The sequence below is a fragment of the Massilia sp. CCM 8734 genome (assembly GCF_011682155.1).
Lineage (GTDB): Bacteria > Pseudomonadota > Gammaproteobacteria > Burkholderiales > Burkholderiaceae_D > Telluria_A > Telluria_A rubra.
This window is the reverse complement of record NZ_WHJI01000018.1, coordinates 64,679-79,479: the sequence shown is the minus strand read 5'-3', so window position 1 is coordinate 79,479 and position 14,801 is coordinate 64,679. Positions and strand designations below refer to the sequence as shown.

General features: G+C 65.8%; 11 protein-coding genes. 6 read left to right on the top strand and 5 right to left on the bottom strand.

The features are described 5' to 3' along the window. Positions 1-78: 78 nt before the first annotated feature. Complete coding sequence (locus tag F2P46_RS37715; protein WP_229509339.1) at positions 79-801, bottom strand: PEPxxWA-CTERM sorting domain-containing protein; 723 nt, start codon at positions 799-801, stop codon at positions 79-81. A gap of 182 nt (positions 802-983) precedes the next feature. On the opposite strand from F2P46_RS37715, the gene F2P46_RS17900 reads away from it, so the two are divergent. Both F2P46_RS17900 and F2P46_RS17895 read left to right on the top strand, forming a co-directional pair. Beyond that, entirely contained in the window at positions 984-3,047 is a 2,064-nt protein-coding gene (locus F2P46_RS17900) for a S9 family peptidase (protein WP_166892415.1), read from the top strand. 22 nt (positions 3,048-3,069) lie between these two features. Then, a complete protein-coding gene (locus F2P46_RS17895; protein ID WP_166892412.1) occupies positions 3,070-3,954 on the top strand; it encodes a hypothetical protein in 885 nt (294 codons plus the stop codon). A 17-nt stretch (positions 3,955-3,971) separates the two neighbouring features. Here F2P46_RS17895 and F2P46_RS17890 read toward each other — a convergent pair whose 3' ends face one another. After that, positions 3,972-5,147, bottom strand: a complete 1,176-nt coding sequence (locus tag F2P46_RS17890) for a glycosyl hydrolase family 18 protein (protein WP_229509338.1) — start codon at positions 5,145-5,147, stop codon at positions 3,972-3,974. A 54-nt stretch (positions 5,148-5,201) separates the two neighbouring features. Beyond that, positions 5,202-7,115, bottom strand: coding sequence for a glycoside hydrolase family 64 protein (locus tag F2P46_RS37710; protein WP_229509337.1), 1,914 nt, complete (start codon positions 7,113-7,115; stop codon positions 5,202-5,204). A 666-nt stretch (positions 7,116-7,781) separates the two neighbouring features. Between F2P46_RS37710 and F2P46_RS17880 the strand changes: the two genes are divergently transcribed. From F2P46_RS17880 to F2P46_RS17865, 4 genes are all read left to right on the top strand, one after another. Then, entirely contained in the window at positions 7,782-8,795 is a 1,014-nt protein-coding gene (locus F2P46_RS17880) for a DUF1963 domain-containing protein (protein WP_166892409.1), read from the top strand. Positions 8,796-8,876: 81 nt separating this feature from the next. Further along, a complete protein-coding gene (locus tag F2P46_RS17875; RefSeq protein ID WP_166869897.1) occupies positions 8,877-9,251 on the top strand; it encodes a YajD family HNH nuclease in 375 nt (124 codons plus the stop codon). Next, entirely contained in the window at positions 9,252-12,581 is a 3,330-nt protein-coding gene (locus tag F2P46_RS17870; RefSeq protein WP_166892407.1) for a hypothetical protein, read from the top strand. 145 nt (positions 12,582-12,726) lie between these two features. Further along, positions 12,727-13,608: a calcium-binding protein gene (locus F2P46_RS17865; RefSeq protein WP_166892404.1), complete on the top strand. Its 882-nt coding sequence runs from the start codon at positions 12,727-12,729 to the stop codon at positions 13,606-13,608. On the opposite strand, the gene F2P46_RS17860 is transcribed toward F2P46_RS17865, so the two are convergent. Together F2P46_RS17860 and F2P46_RS17855 are read right to left on the bottom strand one after the other, a co-directional pair. Continuing rightward, positions 13,580-14,020: a hypothetical protein gene (locus tag F2P46_RS17860; RefSeq protein ID WP_166892401.1), complete on the bottom strand. Its 441-nt coding sequence runs from the start codon at positions 14,018-14,020 to the stop codon at positions 13,580-13,582. The two genes, F2P46_RS17865 and F2P46_RS17860, sit on opposite strands and share 29 nt — an antisense overlap. Further along, on the bottom strand, positions 14,017-14,760 hold the full coding sequence (locus tag F2P46_RS17855) for a DUF4386 domain-containing protein (RefSeq protein WP_166892399.1): 744 nt from the start codon (positions 14,758-14,760) through the stop codon (positions 14,017-14,019). Before F2P46_RS17855 ends, F2P46_RS17860 begins: the two co-directional genes overlap by 4 nt. Between the last annotated feature and the right edge of the window lie 41 nt (positions 14,761-14,801).

The following is a 14,801-nucleotide window of genomic DNA, read 5'->3' as shown; positions in this document are numbered from 1 at the left end:
ACGAGCGACCTGCCGCGCGGGCCGGTCGCCTGCTCACTCATCTGTCGGAAGTAAGTCGAGCGGTTTTGTCAGGGCCTCTCAAGCGCGCTTGCGGCGGGAGCTCAAGCCCAGGATGCCCAGGCCGGCCAGCAGCATGGCCCAGGTGCCTGGCTCAGGAACCGGCGAGACATCGACGCGCGTCAATGTATCCATGTACGCCGTCATCTTCCTGAAGGAGCCTTCCGCTGGCAGGAACCAGTATTGGGACACCGTTGCCGAAATGCCCGAGGAGAGCGACGGCAGGCTGCCCGGCAGCTGGCGATTCGACAGCCAGTTCGCTGTCCAGTCGGTGAATTCGATGGTTCCAGTCGTGCTCAGGCTCTCACCGGTGTAAATGGCCAGCCTGTCCGGCCCGCTGAACATGCCGTCCGGCAGGTAATTGGTGACAGTGACCGACTTCCACTGATCCGCAGCCACCACCATCTGCTGTCCACTTGGCAATATGGTGAACGCGAACTCGTTGGCGTTCTTCATGCGCGAGCCGTATTGTTGATAACCTGGCGCCGTGGAACTGGCTGGCGTGCCGACCGGCTCGGCAGCATTGGGCAGCGCCGCGAGCTCGGTATCGTAGGAGAATCGACCGACCACGCGGTCATACAAGGAAATCACGCTACCGGCGGCAGCGCCTTCGGTCGTGGTGTAGGAGGCGCCCTCGCTGCTGACCAGCGATCCGATCGTCGCGGAAAACTCGTAAACCTGAATCTCGGCTTGCGCCGGGGTGGTCAATGCCCATACCGAAAATGCCGCTGCGATGTATTTCATAGTATTCCAATAGTCATTTATTGTTGCACTATAGTACATTTCATTTTTGCAATCAATACAGGCATTGGCCTTGCTACATATCCCAAGCCCCATCTTTCGGCTGCTCTCGCGATACGAACTTGGTATGATGCCGGGGCCATTCTGTATCCGATGGCACTTTCATGACTCTTGGGGACATTGCAATGATGGGACGTTTGTTCATATTGGGAGCGGCCACGCTGGCCGCCGGTAGCGCGCTGGCCGCGCCGCGTGGTTTCACCATCGAAGACCTGGTGAAGATGGAGCGGGTCGGTTCGCCGGCGCTCTCGCCCGACGCCTCGCGCGTGGTCTACACGGTGCGCAGCACCAATATGGAAAAGAACCGCGGCAACACCCAGCTGTGGATGATCGACCTGCGCAGCGCCAAGCCGACCCCGGTCAGGCTGACCGAGGGCGAGTCGAACAGCACCGATCCCGAATGGTCGCCCAAGGGCGACGCCATCTATTTCCTGTCGGCCCGCTCGGGCTCGTCGCAGGTGTGGCGCCAGCCGGTCTCAAGCAGCGGCACGGGTGGCGAGGCCGTCAAGGTCACCGACCTGCCGCTCGACGTCGATAACTTTCGCCTCTCGCCTGCCGGCGACCGCCTTGCCCTGAGCCTGGCCGTGTTCCGCGATTGCACCGACCTGGCCTGCACCAGGACGCGCCTCGACGAGAAGACCAAAAACAAAGCGAGCGGCAAGGTCTACGACCGCCTGTTCGTGCGCCACTGGGATACCTGGTCGGACGGCCGCAACAACGTGCTGTACTCGGCGCCGCTCGACCCCGCCGGCAGGGTCACTGCCGCACCAAGCAGCCTGTCGGGCAGCATCGACGGCGACGTGCCCTCGAAACCGTTCGGCGACCGTGAGGAATACCGCTTCAGCCCGGACGGCAAGAGCGTCGTGTTCAACGTGCGCGTGGCCGGCAAGACTGAAGCCTGGTCGACCAATTTCGATATTTATCAAACCGCTGCCACCGGCGGCGCGCCGCGCAACCTGACCGCCGACAATCCGGCCTGGGACAGCAAACCAGCCTTTTCGCCGGATGGAAAAACGCTGGCCTGGCTGGCCATGAGCCGCCCCGGCTTCGAGGCCGACCGCTTCCGCCTGGTGCTGATGGATGTCGCCAGCGGCAAGAAGCGCGTCGTGGCAGAAAGCTGGGACCGCTCGATCGCCGACTACAAATGGCGCGACGACGGTAAATCCCTGCTCGCCACCGCCGACGACCTGGGCCAGCACCGCCTGTTCTCGATCGACGCCGCCAGCGGCAAGGTCGCGCCGCTGAGCGAGAAGGGCTACGTCAGCGCCTTCGATGCGCGCGGCAAGACCGTGGTCATGGCCCAGGCCAACCTGCAATCGGGCGCGCAGCTGTTCAAGAGCGTCAACGGCGGCGCCCCGGTCCAGCTGACCCAGTTGAACAGCGAACTGCTGGCGGACGTGCGCTTCGGCGAGTCCGAACAGTTTTCCTTCACCGGCGCCAAGGGCGAAACCGTCTACGGCCACGTGATGAAACCGTGGGACGCCAAGCCGGGCGTGAAGTATCCGGTGGCGTTTCTGGTGCACGGCGGCCCGCAGGGCAGCTTCGGCAACGCGTGGAGCTACCGCTGGAATCCGCAGACCTACGCCGGCGCCGGTTACGCGACCGTGTTCATCGACTTCCACGGCTCGACCGGCTACGGCCAGGGCTTCACCGATTCGATCAGCGGCGACTGGGGCGGCGCACCGCTGGAAGACCTGAAAAAGGGCCTGGACGCAGCCGTCAAAAAATATGCGTGGCTCGACCGCGAGCGCAGCTGCGCGCTGGGCGCGTCGTACGGCGGCTACATGATGAACTGGATCGCCGGTAACTGGCCGGAGGGCTTCCGCTGCCTGGTCAACCACGACGGCGTGTTCGACGCGCGCGGCATGGCCTACGCCACCGAGGAACTCTGGTTCACCGAGTGGGAAAACAAGGGCACCTACGTGGACAACGCGGCGCTGTACGAAAAGTTCAACCCGGTCCATTTCGTCAAGAACTGGAAGACGCCGATGCTGGTGGTGCAGGGCGACCTGGACTTCCGCATTCCGACCTCGCAGGCGCTCGGCACCTTCACCGCGCTGCAGCGCCAGGGCGTGGAAAGCAAGCTGCTGGTGTTCCCGGACGAGAATCACTGGGTCCTGAAACCGGCCAATTCGGTGCTGTGGCATCACACGGTCAAGGATTGGCTCGACCGTCACCTGGCGCGCTGAGATGGGCGCCCGGTACGGTTTGATGTTGATGGCTGTGCTGGGCGCCGCGCTCGCGCCATGCGCCGCCGCGCCGGTCGTGCGGGCGCAGGCCGGCACGCCGGCGGCCTTCATCGGCGCGTTCTACCGCGATTATTTTGCCGATCCGGCAGCGGCCAGGAAGCGCCATGTGGACAGCGGGGCGTTCTATTCGAGCGGCCTGCGTGCGCTGATGGCCGCCAACCGCGCCGCCTGCGCCAGGACCGAACGCCAGGACAGCAAATGCGGCTGGGATGTCGACGGCGACGAATTCCTGCACACGCAGGAGAGCGATCCGGCGCTGACCCTGGCCTCGTCCGGCTTCGCGGCCAAGCCGGCCGGCGTCAATGCGGTGGACGTGCGCTTTCGGGTGTTTCCGGACGATCCGCAGTACGAGCGCGCGCTGCGCTATGTGCTGGTGCGCGAAAACGGCCAGTGGCGCGTCGACGATGTGATCGATGAAGAGAAGGGCGCGTATTCGCCCCGCAACGGCTTGCGCCGCCATATTGCGGACGAAAACAGGCAGGCCAACGCCAGCGCGCTCGACGTGGCCGAGACGGCGCTTTGGGTGAACGGTTTTATCCAAAGCGAGGCGGTGGAATCGTTTGCGCGCTTTGCCGCGTTTCCGCTGGCCGTGTGCGAGACCAAGGGCGTTTGCCTGTCGTACCAGCGGAACGACGCGCGCCTGCCAGCCCTGGTGAGGCTTCTCAGCCTCAGTTATTTCGATAAGGGCACCGTAGCACCCGGCGTACCCGCGCGCGCGAAGCGGGCAGGCAAGGCGCCGGGCGAGGGCAGCGTGATACGCAGCGGCCCGTTCGACTACACCTTCCAGGGCGGCTTGTGGTGGCTGACGCGTGTCGATATGCGGCGCCCACCGGTCCGTCAACGCTAGGCCGGCAGGCTTGCCTGTTACGGATTAATCAGCGGCCCCACGCTGTTGGCGAACACCCAGCCCTGTTCTTCATCGGTGTGGATCTGCCAGTTAAAGCCGCCGCGGATATCCGGATGGTTGGCCTTGACCTGGTTCCACGCGCTCACCGCCTGCTCGCGGCTCATGTAATTGGCCGCGTTACTGATCCCGAAGCCCACCACCACCCGGTTCGCCCCCAGCAAATTGACCCACTGCCTGACATTGTCGGCCACATACGCCGGATCGTTCAGGCCCGGCCCGTCGTAGTACTGCGGCGCGGCGTAATCCATCGCCCCGGCGGCCACCATCGCGCGGCAGAACTCCTTGTCGATGGCGTTCCACGGCGCCGGCGGCGCGGAGATGATGAAGCCTGGGTAGCGTTTTTTCAGTTCCAGGCTGATCCAGATCATTTCAGCGGTATCGGGCTTCTGGTCCGCCTCGAAGGTATTCCAGTCCATGCCGTCGATCCCGCCCAACTGCGTGTGGATGGCGGCAATGCTGTTGACAAACGCCTGCGATTTGGTCCGGTTCGGAAAACTCATGCCATTGCCGGCGCCGCCCACCGACAGGATGATCTTGCGGCCTTGCGTCGTGCGCGCATATGCGATGTCGGCTTTCAGGTTGGTCGCCGCGCCGCGCCCGTCGCCCGGCGCGCTGAAGGTGACCGCGCCGGTGGTGCCGGGCGAGCCGCCCACGGGAACCGCGTGGAACAGGTAGATCAGGTTGTAGCGCGGATGGATGTCGCGGATGCGTATCGGGGATGGCGTCCAGTTCGGATAGTAGCCGCCCACGATCTTTTTCGCCGCCGGCGTGGCGCAGGTGGTCTGCGCCCAGTACCAGGTGCTGATGGTCGGGGTGGTGCCGTCGCTGCCGTTGCCGGCGACCTGCACCACCTTGTAGTAAAGGCCGTTCGGCGCATACAGCACCACCGTCCCGAGCGGGTAATTGACGCCGGCTTGCCAGGTGACGGCGGCGCAAGGCGCCAGCGCGGCCGATGATCCCGCATCCGTGCCGACTCCCTCGATTGCGCCCTTGCCAGCGCCCGGCGCGACGGCCGCCGCCAGCGGCGCCGCCGAGACGGCAGGCGGCGCGTCACCGGACGATGCACCCCCGCAGCCGCTCAGGATGGCGCCGCCGATGGCCGCCATGCCCAGGTATTTCAGTAGTTTCTTCATATCGACTCCGGTTGGAAAAATGAGAAGGGACCGCCAGTGGCGGTCCGGGCGGCCCTACCAGCCGATGGTCACCGTGGCCGTGGTCGGCGCGGTGGAGTGTACCGACGAGCTGTAATTCCACACGTCGTCGTAGGCGAAGCCGTAGGCCAGCTTGTTGATGCTGTGGTCATGCCAGAATTTGGCGTACCAGTTGGCCGGCTGGCCGGCCGGGTAAAACCAGGCCGCGTCGCTCCAGCGCGCCGGGTCTTCCACCACATGGCGGTTCAGGGCCGCGCACAGTTGCGCCTGGATCTGCAACTGCTTGTGGTAGGCGGGCGTGCCGCCGACGGTGCCGCTCGGGTCGTCCAGCGCGCCGTTGCCGAGCAGCGCCATGGCGGTGGTCGGTTTGCGCACCTTGTAGGTGCCGGCGCCGTCGGTGAACTGGAACACGCCGCCCACCACCTGGCCGGAAAACGTGCCTTGCGCGTTGGTGAAGACCAGTTTCTGGCTGCTGTACTTGTTCCAGATATGGTTGATGTAGCCGTCCAGGTAGGTGGCGTTGGCGCCGTTGCCCTGGAAGCTGGCGTGGGCCGGGGCGATGATGCGGTAGGGCGCGTACGGCGCCTGGGCCAGGCCCTTGAACTGGGCCGGCACGCTGGCGACGAATTGCGAGATCAGCGAGGCGCGCGTTTCGGTCTCGCCCACGGTCTGGTCGTAGCCGCCCAGGCCCTGCAGGCGCAGGGTCAGGGGGAAACCGAAGTGGTCGACCCGGGTCGTATTGCCGAAGAAGCCGTCCTTGGCCCCGATCGACATTTCGATGAAGTCGAAGTAGACGTCGATGTTCGGATCGGACGGATTTTCGATATTCGCGCCGGCGTAGCCGAGGTTGCCGTTGACGTCGGCATTGACCTGCAGGTACATCGGACTGCCCACGCTCAGGAACAGGCGCGCCGAATTGAGCGGCGCGATGGTGATCGACTTGAGCTGGGCCAGGTTGTGGAAGTAGTTGGTGTACGGCTTGCCGTTCTTGTTGAGCGCACCGTTGTCGCCCAGCGCCATGGGAATGAAGCGCCCGCCGGCATCGACGTGGACGTATTTGCCGGTGCTCCAGTCCTTGCCGATGATGGCCCAGTAGACCTGGCTGTCGGGATATTGCCCGCGCGTGCCGTTGACCATCTTGAAGGTGGTCAGCTGGTTCCAGGTGCCGGGGTCAAGCGGGGGCGGGGTGGCGGTGGACGGCATCGGCACGCCCGGCAGGTAGCAGCGCTTGGCCACGCCGGCGATCGGGTCGCCGAAGACGGCGCTGTTGCAGTCGGCGCCGCCGCTCAGGGTCTTGGTGAAGAAGTTGCCGTTGGCGCCGTACAGCAGCACCTGCGTGCCGCTGAAATTGCAGCGGCCGTTTTCAAGGGCGCAGCGGGTCCAGGTGGTGGGAGCGCGGTCGCAATGCTTGGCGCTGCCGGGCAGCGGGTCGCCGAACACGCCGGTGGTGCAGGCCGCGCCGCCGGTCACGGTCTGGCTTACGTAGGTGCTGCCGGCGCCGAAACGCACGGTCTGCGTGTCGCCGAAGCCGCACTGGCCGTTCTCGTTGGCGCAGAAGGAAAAGCTGCTGGTGATTTCGCAATGCTTGGCCACGCCCGGCGCCGGATCGCTGCCGAAGGTGGCGTTGTTGCAGCCGGCCGCCCAGTCGAACTTCTTGCTGGTGAAGCTGGAACCGGCCCCGTAGCGCACGGTCTGGTTGCCGGTGAAGATGCACTCGCCGTTCTCGTCGGCGCAGAAAGTCCATTCCGTGGTCGAGGGAGCCGAACTGGCGGCGCGTGCGGCCGTTGCCAGCATGGCGTCCGGCGTGCCGATGTTGGCCGAGCGGACAGTGGTGGTGGCGGACATGGTCGGCGCCGGTGCGGAATCGCCGCCCGAGGACGAGCCGCCGCAGCCGTTCAGCAAACTAATGCCGAGCACGCCGAGGGAGAGGTAATGCAGCAGTTTTTTCATGGGACGGTCACCTTGTCGAACGTGGCCGTTGTCTGCGCTCGCTGGTGCAGCGATGGCGGCCTTTGTGGTTGGATGCGCACGGGTCGGCGCTGCCGGGCACGCGGAGACTGACGATCGCGTGTGGTGGTAGCGCTTCCAAAATGCGCTGTTTTTCGGCCCCCGGATCAGCATTGAGGGCACGATTCTCGTCCGGCGCATCGATTCGGTGAAGACGCCGCTCAAGTGGTCGCAGTATCACCGCCTATTAAAGCGAGGTCAACAGAGGCGAAACGTAATGTAAATTGGGTAAAAGAAAGGAGGAATGGCGTGCCGGTATCGCTTGTTGGCGCTGCCGCGCGTGGCCCGCGACGCACTGTAAAATTGCCCTGGTGACAGATCCGGACAAGACCACTTGGCGACGTGGATTTTTCGTCCACGGCGATGACCGGTCCGGCACGATGGGCTTGCTCCCATACCACTTGATTCGCGCTTAACCACGGGGATGATCGTCATTGGCGCGACATTGGCGGCAAATTCGCGTGCGTTGATGGCGCTTTGGACCGGGATGGATGCTGCCGGCACCTATCTGAATAGATGAAATTATTTCTCCCCGCCGCCACAAACGTGGCATTCTGTCAGCGCGCCCGCACGCGGCAGGGCGAACACCTTTACCAGACTGGAACCCGATTGCCACCCCGTGACTTGAACGATTCGCATTTCCGGCCGCGCGATGCGCGCTTGCTGCCGGCGGCGGCCCTGATGCTTGCAGCCCTGGCGCTGGCGGCCTGCGCGCCGGAAAAGCCGGCGCCGGGGCCCGCCAAGGGCGCGCCGGCGCAACAGACATTGCCGCCCGTCGTCTACGGCCAGCTGCCGCCGGAGCTGGCGCGCTATGCCGAGGGCATCGACCGTTCGCGGCTGCCGTATATCCACATCGACTTGCACCAGCCGGACAAGCTGGCGCCGTGGAACAGCAGCCTGGGTGGCGCGGCTTACCTGCCCAAGGGACAGGAATATCCCGCCGGCCCCGATGGCGTCCCGCTGACCTTGCTGGCGCAGTTCAATTTTTCCGAGATGCCGGCGCTGGAGGGCTATCCCACGGGCGGCATGCTGCAGTTCTATATTTCCGGTAGTAAATCGAAGGGGCATGTTTACGGCGCATCGAGCGAGAGCACCGAGCCGTACAATGCCGAACGTGCATTCCTCTCGCTCAACAGGCAGCGCTGGTTCCGCGTGCTGTATCACCCCAAAGTCATACAGAATCGCAAGCAACTCCAGCTCACGACCGTCATCGAGAGCGACAATCTGCCAATGGCGGGCAGCTCCGCGCTCAGCTTCGAGATCCGGACCGAACCGGTGTTGATGCAGGACTATCGTTTCGCGCGCTTCCTGGGCCAGCCGCCCTGGGAGCTGTTCAAGCAGTTCGGCGCCAAGCGGGATGCGGTTTCCGAAAACTACGAGACGTTTTCGCAAAAATACACGATCGCCAAGGTGGGCGGTTACAGCAATCCGACCCAAACCGACGTGCGGACCGCCCAGCCCGACGGCGACTGGCTGGTGCTGTTCGAGCTGCAAGGCGGCGGCGTCAAGGGCGGCTTCGACAGCGAATGGGGCGATAGCGGCATGGCCGTGTTCTACATTCGCCGCAAGGACCTGGCGCGGCGCGATTTTTCGAACGTGGTCTACTCGTGGGACAACCACTGACGGCGTACGTGGCGTGGCTGGCCGCGCCCCTGGCGATCCTGTATCCTTCGCCCTACAGACACGAATTGAAAGCGCTACACCATGATCCCTGGCAAAAAACCCGACGCCGCCCGCCTCGATAAAATCGTGGCCGAGGCGCGCAAGGCGGCCGAAACGCGCGAAAGCGGTTACCGCGCACGGTCCCTCAAGATGTACCCGTGGATTTGCGGACGCTGCATGCGCGAGTTCACCAACGCCAACGTGTCGCAGCTGACCGTGCACCACCGCGACCACAACCACGACAACAATCCGCCCGACGGCAGCAACTGGGAGCTGTTGTGCCTGTACTGCCACGACAACGAGCACTCGCGTTACCTGGAAGCGGACCGTGGCGCCGGCTTGCTGTCGGCCGAGGTGGCGCCCGCCACCCACAACCCGTTCGCGGCGCTGGCCGGGCTGATGAAGAAAAAGGACTGATTGCAGGCGGCAACGCCGCTGCTGCGCATGCTGTCGACCTCACACAATCACAAGGATGGCATGACGCCGCTATTTACCCGCTTGTCCGCCTGGGCCAGCTACCCGCGCCTGAGCATGCAAGCCTTCCGTGCCCGTTTTCCTGCCATCGCCGGCGACGAGGCCGGCGGCAGCGACGCGCATGGCGATGACGACGCGGCGCAAGTCATCCTCATCACCGGCAACCTGCGCCTGACGCAAAAACAATACCTCGCCATCTTGCGGCATCCCAGCCGCCGCGTCGCCGTCGACGGCCATTTGCAGGTGGAGGGCAGGGTGAGCGGGGTGTTCTTCGTCAGCGGCGACCTGCATTGCGATTCGGTGCTGATGTCGTGGAAATGGCGCGCCGACGTCGTGCGCGGGCGCATCCTGGCCAGCGATTGCGTCTGCATCAGCTCGGACGACCGGGGCGCCCGGCGCATCGCCCCGGCATGCCGCATCGAGACGCGCTTCCTGTTCTGCTGGTTCTACGAGATCGACCGGGTCGAGCTGAACGACGACGCGGTGATCTTCATCCTGGCCGACTGGGACGAATCGCACAACCTTGAGCGGCCCAATCCGCTGGTCGCCTGGCACGACACCGTCCACGTGCTGGCCACGCGGTTCACGGCGGAAGTCATCGCCGCCGACTCCGATCAGGCGAGCTGGGACTTCAATCGGATCGAAGCGGCCCTGCGCAAGGGAGAATCGATTTACCGTGCCGGCTTCGACATGGCGTGCTACCCGCTCCAGCGCGCCGCCGACGAAGCGCTCAGCGTCGACGACGCGCGCCTGGCCTATCTGCTGTACAAGCAGTCGGCGGCCATCTCGCCGGCCTACTCGCCGGCCTGGAACGGCATGGGAGAGGCCCTGTGGTACGAGGGCGCCATCGAACAGGCGCTGTATGCCTACACCATGGCCAGCGACACCTTTCCGCAGGACGAGAGCGGCCTGATGAACGACGCCTGCGTCATGGCGGCGCGCTGCGCGCTGCTCCTGCGCCGCCTGCCGCTGGCCAGGGAGATGGCCACGCGCGCGCTCGACCATGTCGATGGCAACTGGGTCACGGTGAGCGGCACGGCGTTCGCCTGTCGCGTGCGCGCAGAGGCGCACCTGCTCGATGGCGACCTCGATGCCGCCCAGGCCGACCTGGCGCTGGCGCTGGAAGACGACCGCGCCGACGAGGTGTCGCTGTGGCTGATGGGACTGGTGCACTTCCTGCGCGGCGAGCACGCCGAATCGCGCCGGTTCCACGCCGACGCGGTCCTGATCGATCCGGACCTGGCGGTCGACTACGACGAGGAAACCGACACCGATTTCCTGGCCGGCGAGCCATGCCGGGTCGACTGGGACCAGATCGAGCCCGGTGCGGTGAGCATGCCGCTCAAGGACGAAGCGTACTGGCGCCATTTCATGGCCTGCAACGAGACCATCAAGATCAGGCGCGTGCCGCCGCGCTTGCGCACGGCGGCGCTGCTGCAAGACATGCTCGAGGCGCGCACCGGGGAAGACGAGAACGGCCGCCAGGGCGACTGGCTGCGCTTCCTGGCGTCGTTTCCGGCCAGCGCCTTTACGCCGGCGCTGGCGCGGGCAGTGGTGGCGCGCTCGCCGTACAACCTCGCATGGGTGCCGCGCGCGCTGGTCGACAAGGCCGTCTGCCTGCAGGCGCGCCCCGGCTTGGTCGGCTTCAGCCTGGCGCACGTGCCCGAGGCGATCATCGACTACGAGGTGTGCCTGCGCGCCGTGGCGTGCGGCGAGTCGATCGCCAGGGTGCCGCCGGCGCTGGTCGACAAGGCCCTGTGCCTGGCCGCGATCGAGACCACGCCGACAGCGCTCGACGATGTGCCGGGCGCGCTCATCGACGACGACCTGATCGCGGCATCGATTGCATTCGGCACGCCCTGGCACCTGGAGAACAAGATGCCGGCCATGTACCTCGGCGCGCCCCTGCTCGAACACGCGATCTCGCGCCACAAGTGTGCGCTCGACGCCATCAGCGGCAGCCGCTTCGGTCCCGGGTTGTACGAGCACGCCCGCCACTGCTACGGCCAGGACGCCGACTGGGACCGGATCGTGGCGCGCCATGCGCCGGCGACCTACAAGGTCGCCTCCTACACCGGCTGCGCCGAGGTGTGCTGGAGCGTGTTCTGGGACGAGGCGTTCATTCTCGGCCAGGTTGCGCAGGCTTCGTCGGGGCTGTCGCCCTGGCAGATCCCGGACGCCTGCTTCACCCAGGCCATCGCCGACGCCTGCGCGCAGCGCGACCGCATCCATCTCGACAAGATCCCGCTGCGCTTCGTGCACCAGGCCATGTGCGACGCCTTCAGCGACATGTATCCGCGCATGCTCGATCACGTTCCGGTGGCTTACCGCAGCGCAGCCATCTGCGCCGCCGCCGTCAACAAAGACCCCGCCAACCTGGCCCTCGTGCCGCTGGCGCTGCGCAGCGCCAGCCTGTGCGTCGAGGCGCTGCTGGCGAGCGAGGAAGTCGAGCCGTCGGTGCCGTCAGCGGTGCACCGCGCCGTGTTCGACCGCCTGATCGCGCAGCACGCGGGCGAGTTCCCGCCTGGCTTTCTGTACCTGACGCGTGCCGAACGCGCCCTCTGCCGCGGCGTGCCCGAAATCGACGCCGCCATGACCGATTGCGCCACCGTGCGCGCGGTCAAGGCGGGCAGCGGCTTCACGCGCGACGACAAGCAAACAGCGCGCTACCTGCAAGGCTACGGCCACTACCTGCGCGGCGAGTCGGCCAAGGCAGCCAGGCTGCATCCGGGCGGCGAATGGCCGGCCTACGAGGAAGTGCGCTTCACCGAGCCGGGCGAACCGGTCGATTTCAACAAGGGCCGCTTCGACGTCATCATGCGCGACCTGGACCGCCTGACGCAGGCGGGCGACTACCGGCGCGCGCTGGACGCCGTGGACGCGGGCGAGCGCATGCTGGCCGACGCCGGTTCGCGCGACGCCTGTTTCTGGGCGCAGGTGCTCGACAAGAAGCGCTTCGTGGCCGGCGAGCTCGGTGAATGGGACCTGAACGAAGCGGCCTGCCACCAGGCCATCGAACGCCTGCAGCATGAAGACCTGTGGCTGTTCGGGGCGTTCATGGAACCCTTGCGCGCCGCCCTGCGCTCGGCCTACTTCAGGCTGGGGACCATGCATGCCGACGCCGCTCGTTCGGCCGACGACCTGAAGGCCGACCTGAAACTGATCGACAAGGCGCTCGCCCTGTTCTACGAGGATGAAGACGATGACGTGATCTCCCCGTTCAAGGAAGGTCGTGCCACCGTCAGCGCGCTGCTCGAAGCCGCCACAGCGTAGCGCCTGGCGGTGCAAACGTAATTACTTGCCGCAAATCAATAAGACCGCGCGCATCTCCTGCGCTGCCCTCACAAAGTTTCCACTGGTAAATATAGAGTAAGTGGATGCCAACCCGGCATCCACCACCGCTTTTCCTGGAGACTTTATGACGACCGACATCGCAGTGAGCCTGTCCGACACCCCGTTCGCCGCTGAACCGGACGCGCTGCCCCTCTGGACGGACCCGGATGCGAGCGCCGCCATCGCCGGCTGGGCGCCCGCGCTCCCGTTGTATGACATCGAAGCGATGATCCTGAGTGGCGATGATGGCGGCACGCCTTACTGGTTCGCGTTGCCGTACGACGTAGCCGACGACAGCGCGCGCGAGGCTGTGGTGAGCGGCAGCGACGCCGCCGACATCCTGCACGGGCGCGAAGGCGCCGACCTGCTGTTCGGGCTCGAAGGCGACGATATCCTGCAGGACGTACGCGGCAATAACCTGTTCGACGGCGGCGCCGGCGACGATATCATCGAAGGCGCGGGCCGCAGCCTGTACATCGGCGGCGCCGGCGACGACACCATCACCGCCTGGGGCGCCGACTTCACGCTCGCCTTCAACGCCGGCGACGGCTTCGACACGGTCGTGTTGTGCGCGCTCGGCCCGGCCACCATCTCGCTCGGCCTGGGCATCGTTGCGGCGAATGTGCTCGTCAGCAGGAATGGCGGCGACCTGCTCGTGCACACCGGCGCCGCCGAAGGCATGGCGCTGAGCGGCTGGTACGACAACCCCGCGCCCGAAGCGCTCAGCGTGCAAGTGATCGGGGAGGGCGGTGTCCAGCTCTACGACCTGATGGCGCTGATCGCCGGCGTCAACGACCAGCAGGGCGCGCGGCTCGGCCAGCCCGACATGGACGGCGCCGCCCCGGCCGGCGGCGAACTGACGGTGGTCTATGCCACCAGCGCCGCCGGCATCGAGATCACCGGCGCCAGCGCCGCCGTGTGGACCGACGCTTTCGGCTTCATCGCGGGCCTGGGCCTGCTGTTGTAGCCGCCGGCACCGTCCACGGCGTGCCGGGCGCGCGCCAGTATTGGCGCGCGATGTGCCGCCACGGCAGCACCAGCGGCACCAGCACGATGCCGATCGCGCAGGCGAACAGGGTTTCGGCGGCATACGCGTCGAGGCCCGGTCCCATCCACATCGGCAGGGCGAAGGCGAGGACCCAGATGATCTTCCAGGCCAGCTCGAAGAGCAGCAGCGGCAGCATGCGCAGCGGATAGCGCAATCCCAGCACCGACAGCAGGCACAAGGCGCCGAGCAGCGAGCGCACCACGGTGCCGGCGTTGGCCGTCACGCCGGGCGGCGCGATGATCATCGGCCACATGGTCAGGCCCAGTCCCACCACCAGCAGCAGGTACATGGCGCGTAACAGGGACAGTCTTACTGTGCTGATCTGGTTCATGATGCGACTCCTTCAATAGTCAGTTGATCCCAAGCCGGGATGTTGATGCCCTTGAACAGCAGGTACAGGCAGAATGCGCTTTCGCCGATAAACGACGGCGCCAGGATCGCCGGAAAAACCGCTTCATGCAGGGCGGGCGAGAGCACCATGATGAAGGTGTTGAGCAGGTAGCACAGGCCGGCGAGCTGCATCAGCACCCCGAGCGGCGCCGGAAAATAGCCGGACCTGCGCAGCAGGTGGCCGACGATGACGCATTCGACCCCGAAGAACATCAGTGCCACCGCGAACGCATGCGAATGGCCGACGATGGCCAGGTAGGCCATGGCCTGCGCCTGTCCCGGGTCAATGCCGAGGCGCGCGGCGGCCAGCAGCGTCGAGAGCGCGCCTTGCAGTTGCAGGGCGCTGACGCTTTCGACCGCCAGCGACACCAGCGCGAAGAACATGGCCAGCAGGGTCAGGTGCTTGTTCACGGGCCGCAGCAGCACGTACCAGGCCAGCGACAGCGCGACCGCGCACAGCAGCAGCAAGAGCTGGCCGGCCACGCCGACGCGCCACAGCCATTCGGAGGTGAGGATCCGGCGGGCGGTTTCGGCGGCATTGCCGGAAACGACCAGGCTGTTGCGGATCAGTGTCTCGCCCAGCAGCCCGATGACGATGATGACAAGGTACAGCGCGCCGGCGATGCGCGCGGTGCGCAGGGCCTCTTTACCGCCGGGTTCAATCCGCTGCTGGTACGGCATGGTGTTCTCCTGGTGAGGTGCAAAAATCGATTCGCGGTGCG

What these genes read in the sequence shown, in the direction of transcription:
- F2P46_RS17860 (WP_166892401.1), bottom strand. Translation starts at nt 14,020, where the DNA reads ATGAACCAGATCAGCACAGTAAGACTGTCCCTGTTACGCGCCATGTAC.
- F2P46_RS37715 (WP_229509339.1), bottom strand. Translation starts at nt 801, where the DNA reads ATGAAATACATCGCAGCGGCATTTTCGGTATGGGCATTGACCACCCCG.
- F2P46_RS17895 (WP_166892412.1), top strand. Translation starts at nt 3,070, where the DNA reads ATGTTGATGGCTGTGCTGGGCGCCGCGCTCGCGCCATGCGCCGCCGCG.
- F2P46_RS17890 (WP_229509338.1), bottom strand. Translation starts at nt 5,147, where the DNA reads ATGAAGAAACTACTGAAATACCTGGGCATGGCGGCCATCGGCGGCGCC.
- F2P46_RS17865 (WP_166892404.1), top strand. Translation starts at nt 12,727, where the DNA reads ATGACGACCGACATCGCAGTGAGCCTGTCCGACACCCCGTTCGCCGCT.
- F2P46_RS17875 (WP_166869897.1), top strand. Translation starts at nt 8,877, where the DNA reads ATGATCCCTGGCAAAAAACCCGACGCCGCCCGCCTCGATAAAATCGTG.
- F2P46_RS37710 (WP_229509337.1), bottom strand. Translation starts at nt 7,115, where the DNA reads ATGAAAAAACTGCTGCATTACCTCTCCCTCGGCGTGCTCGGCATTAGT.
- F2P46_RS17855 (WP_166892399.1), bottom strand. Translation starts at nt 14,760, where the DNA reads ATGCCGTACCAGCAGCGGATTGAACCCGGCGGTAAAGAGGCCCTGCGC.
- F2P46_RS17900 (WP_166892415.1), top strand. Translation starts at nt 984, where the DNA reads ATGATGGGACGTTTGTTCATATTGGGAGCGGCCACGCTGGCCGCCGGT.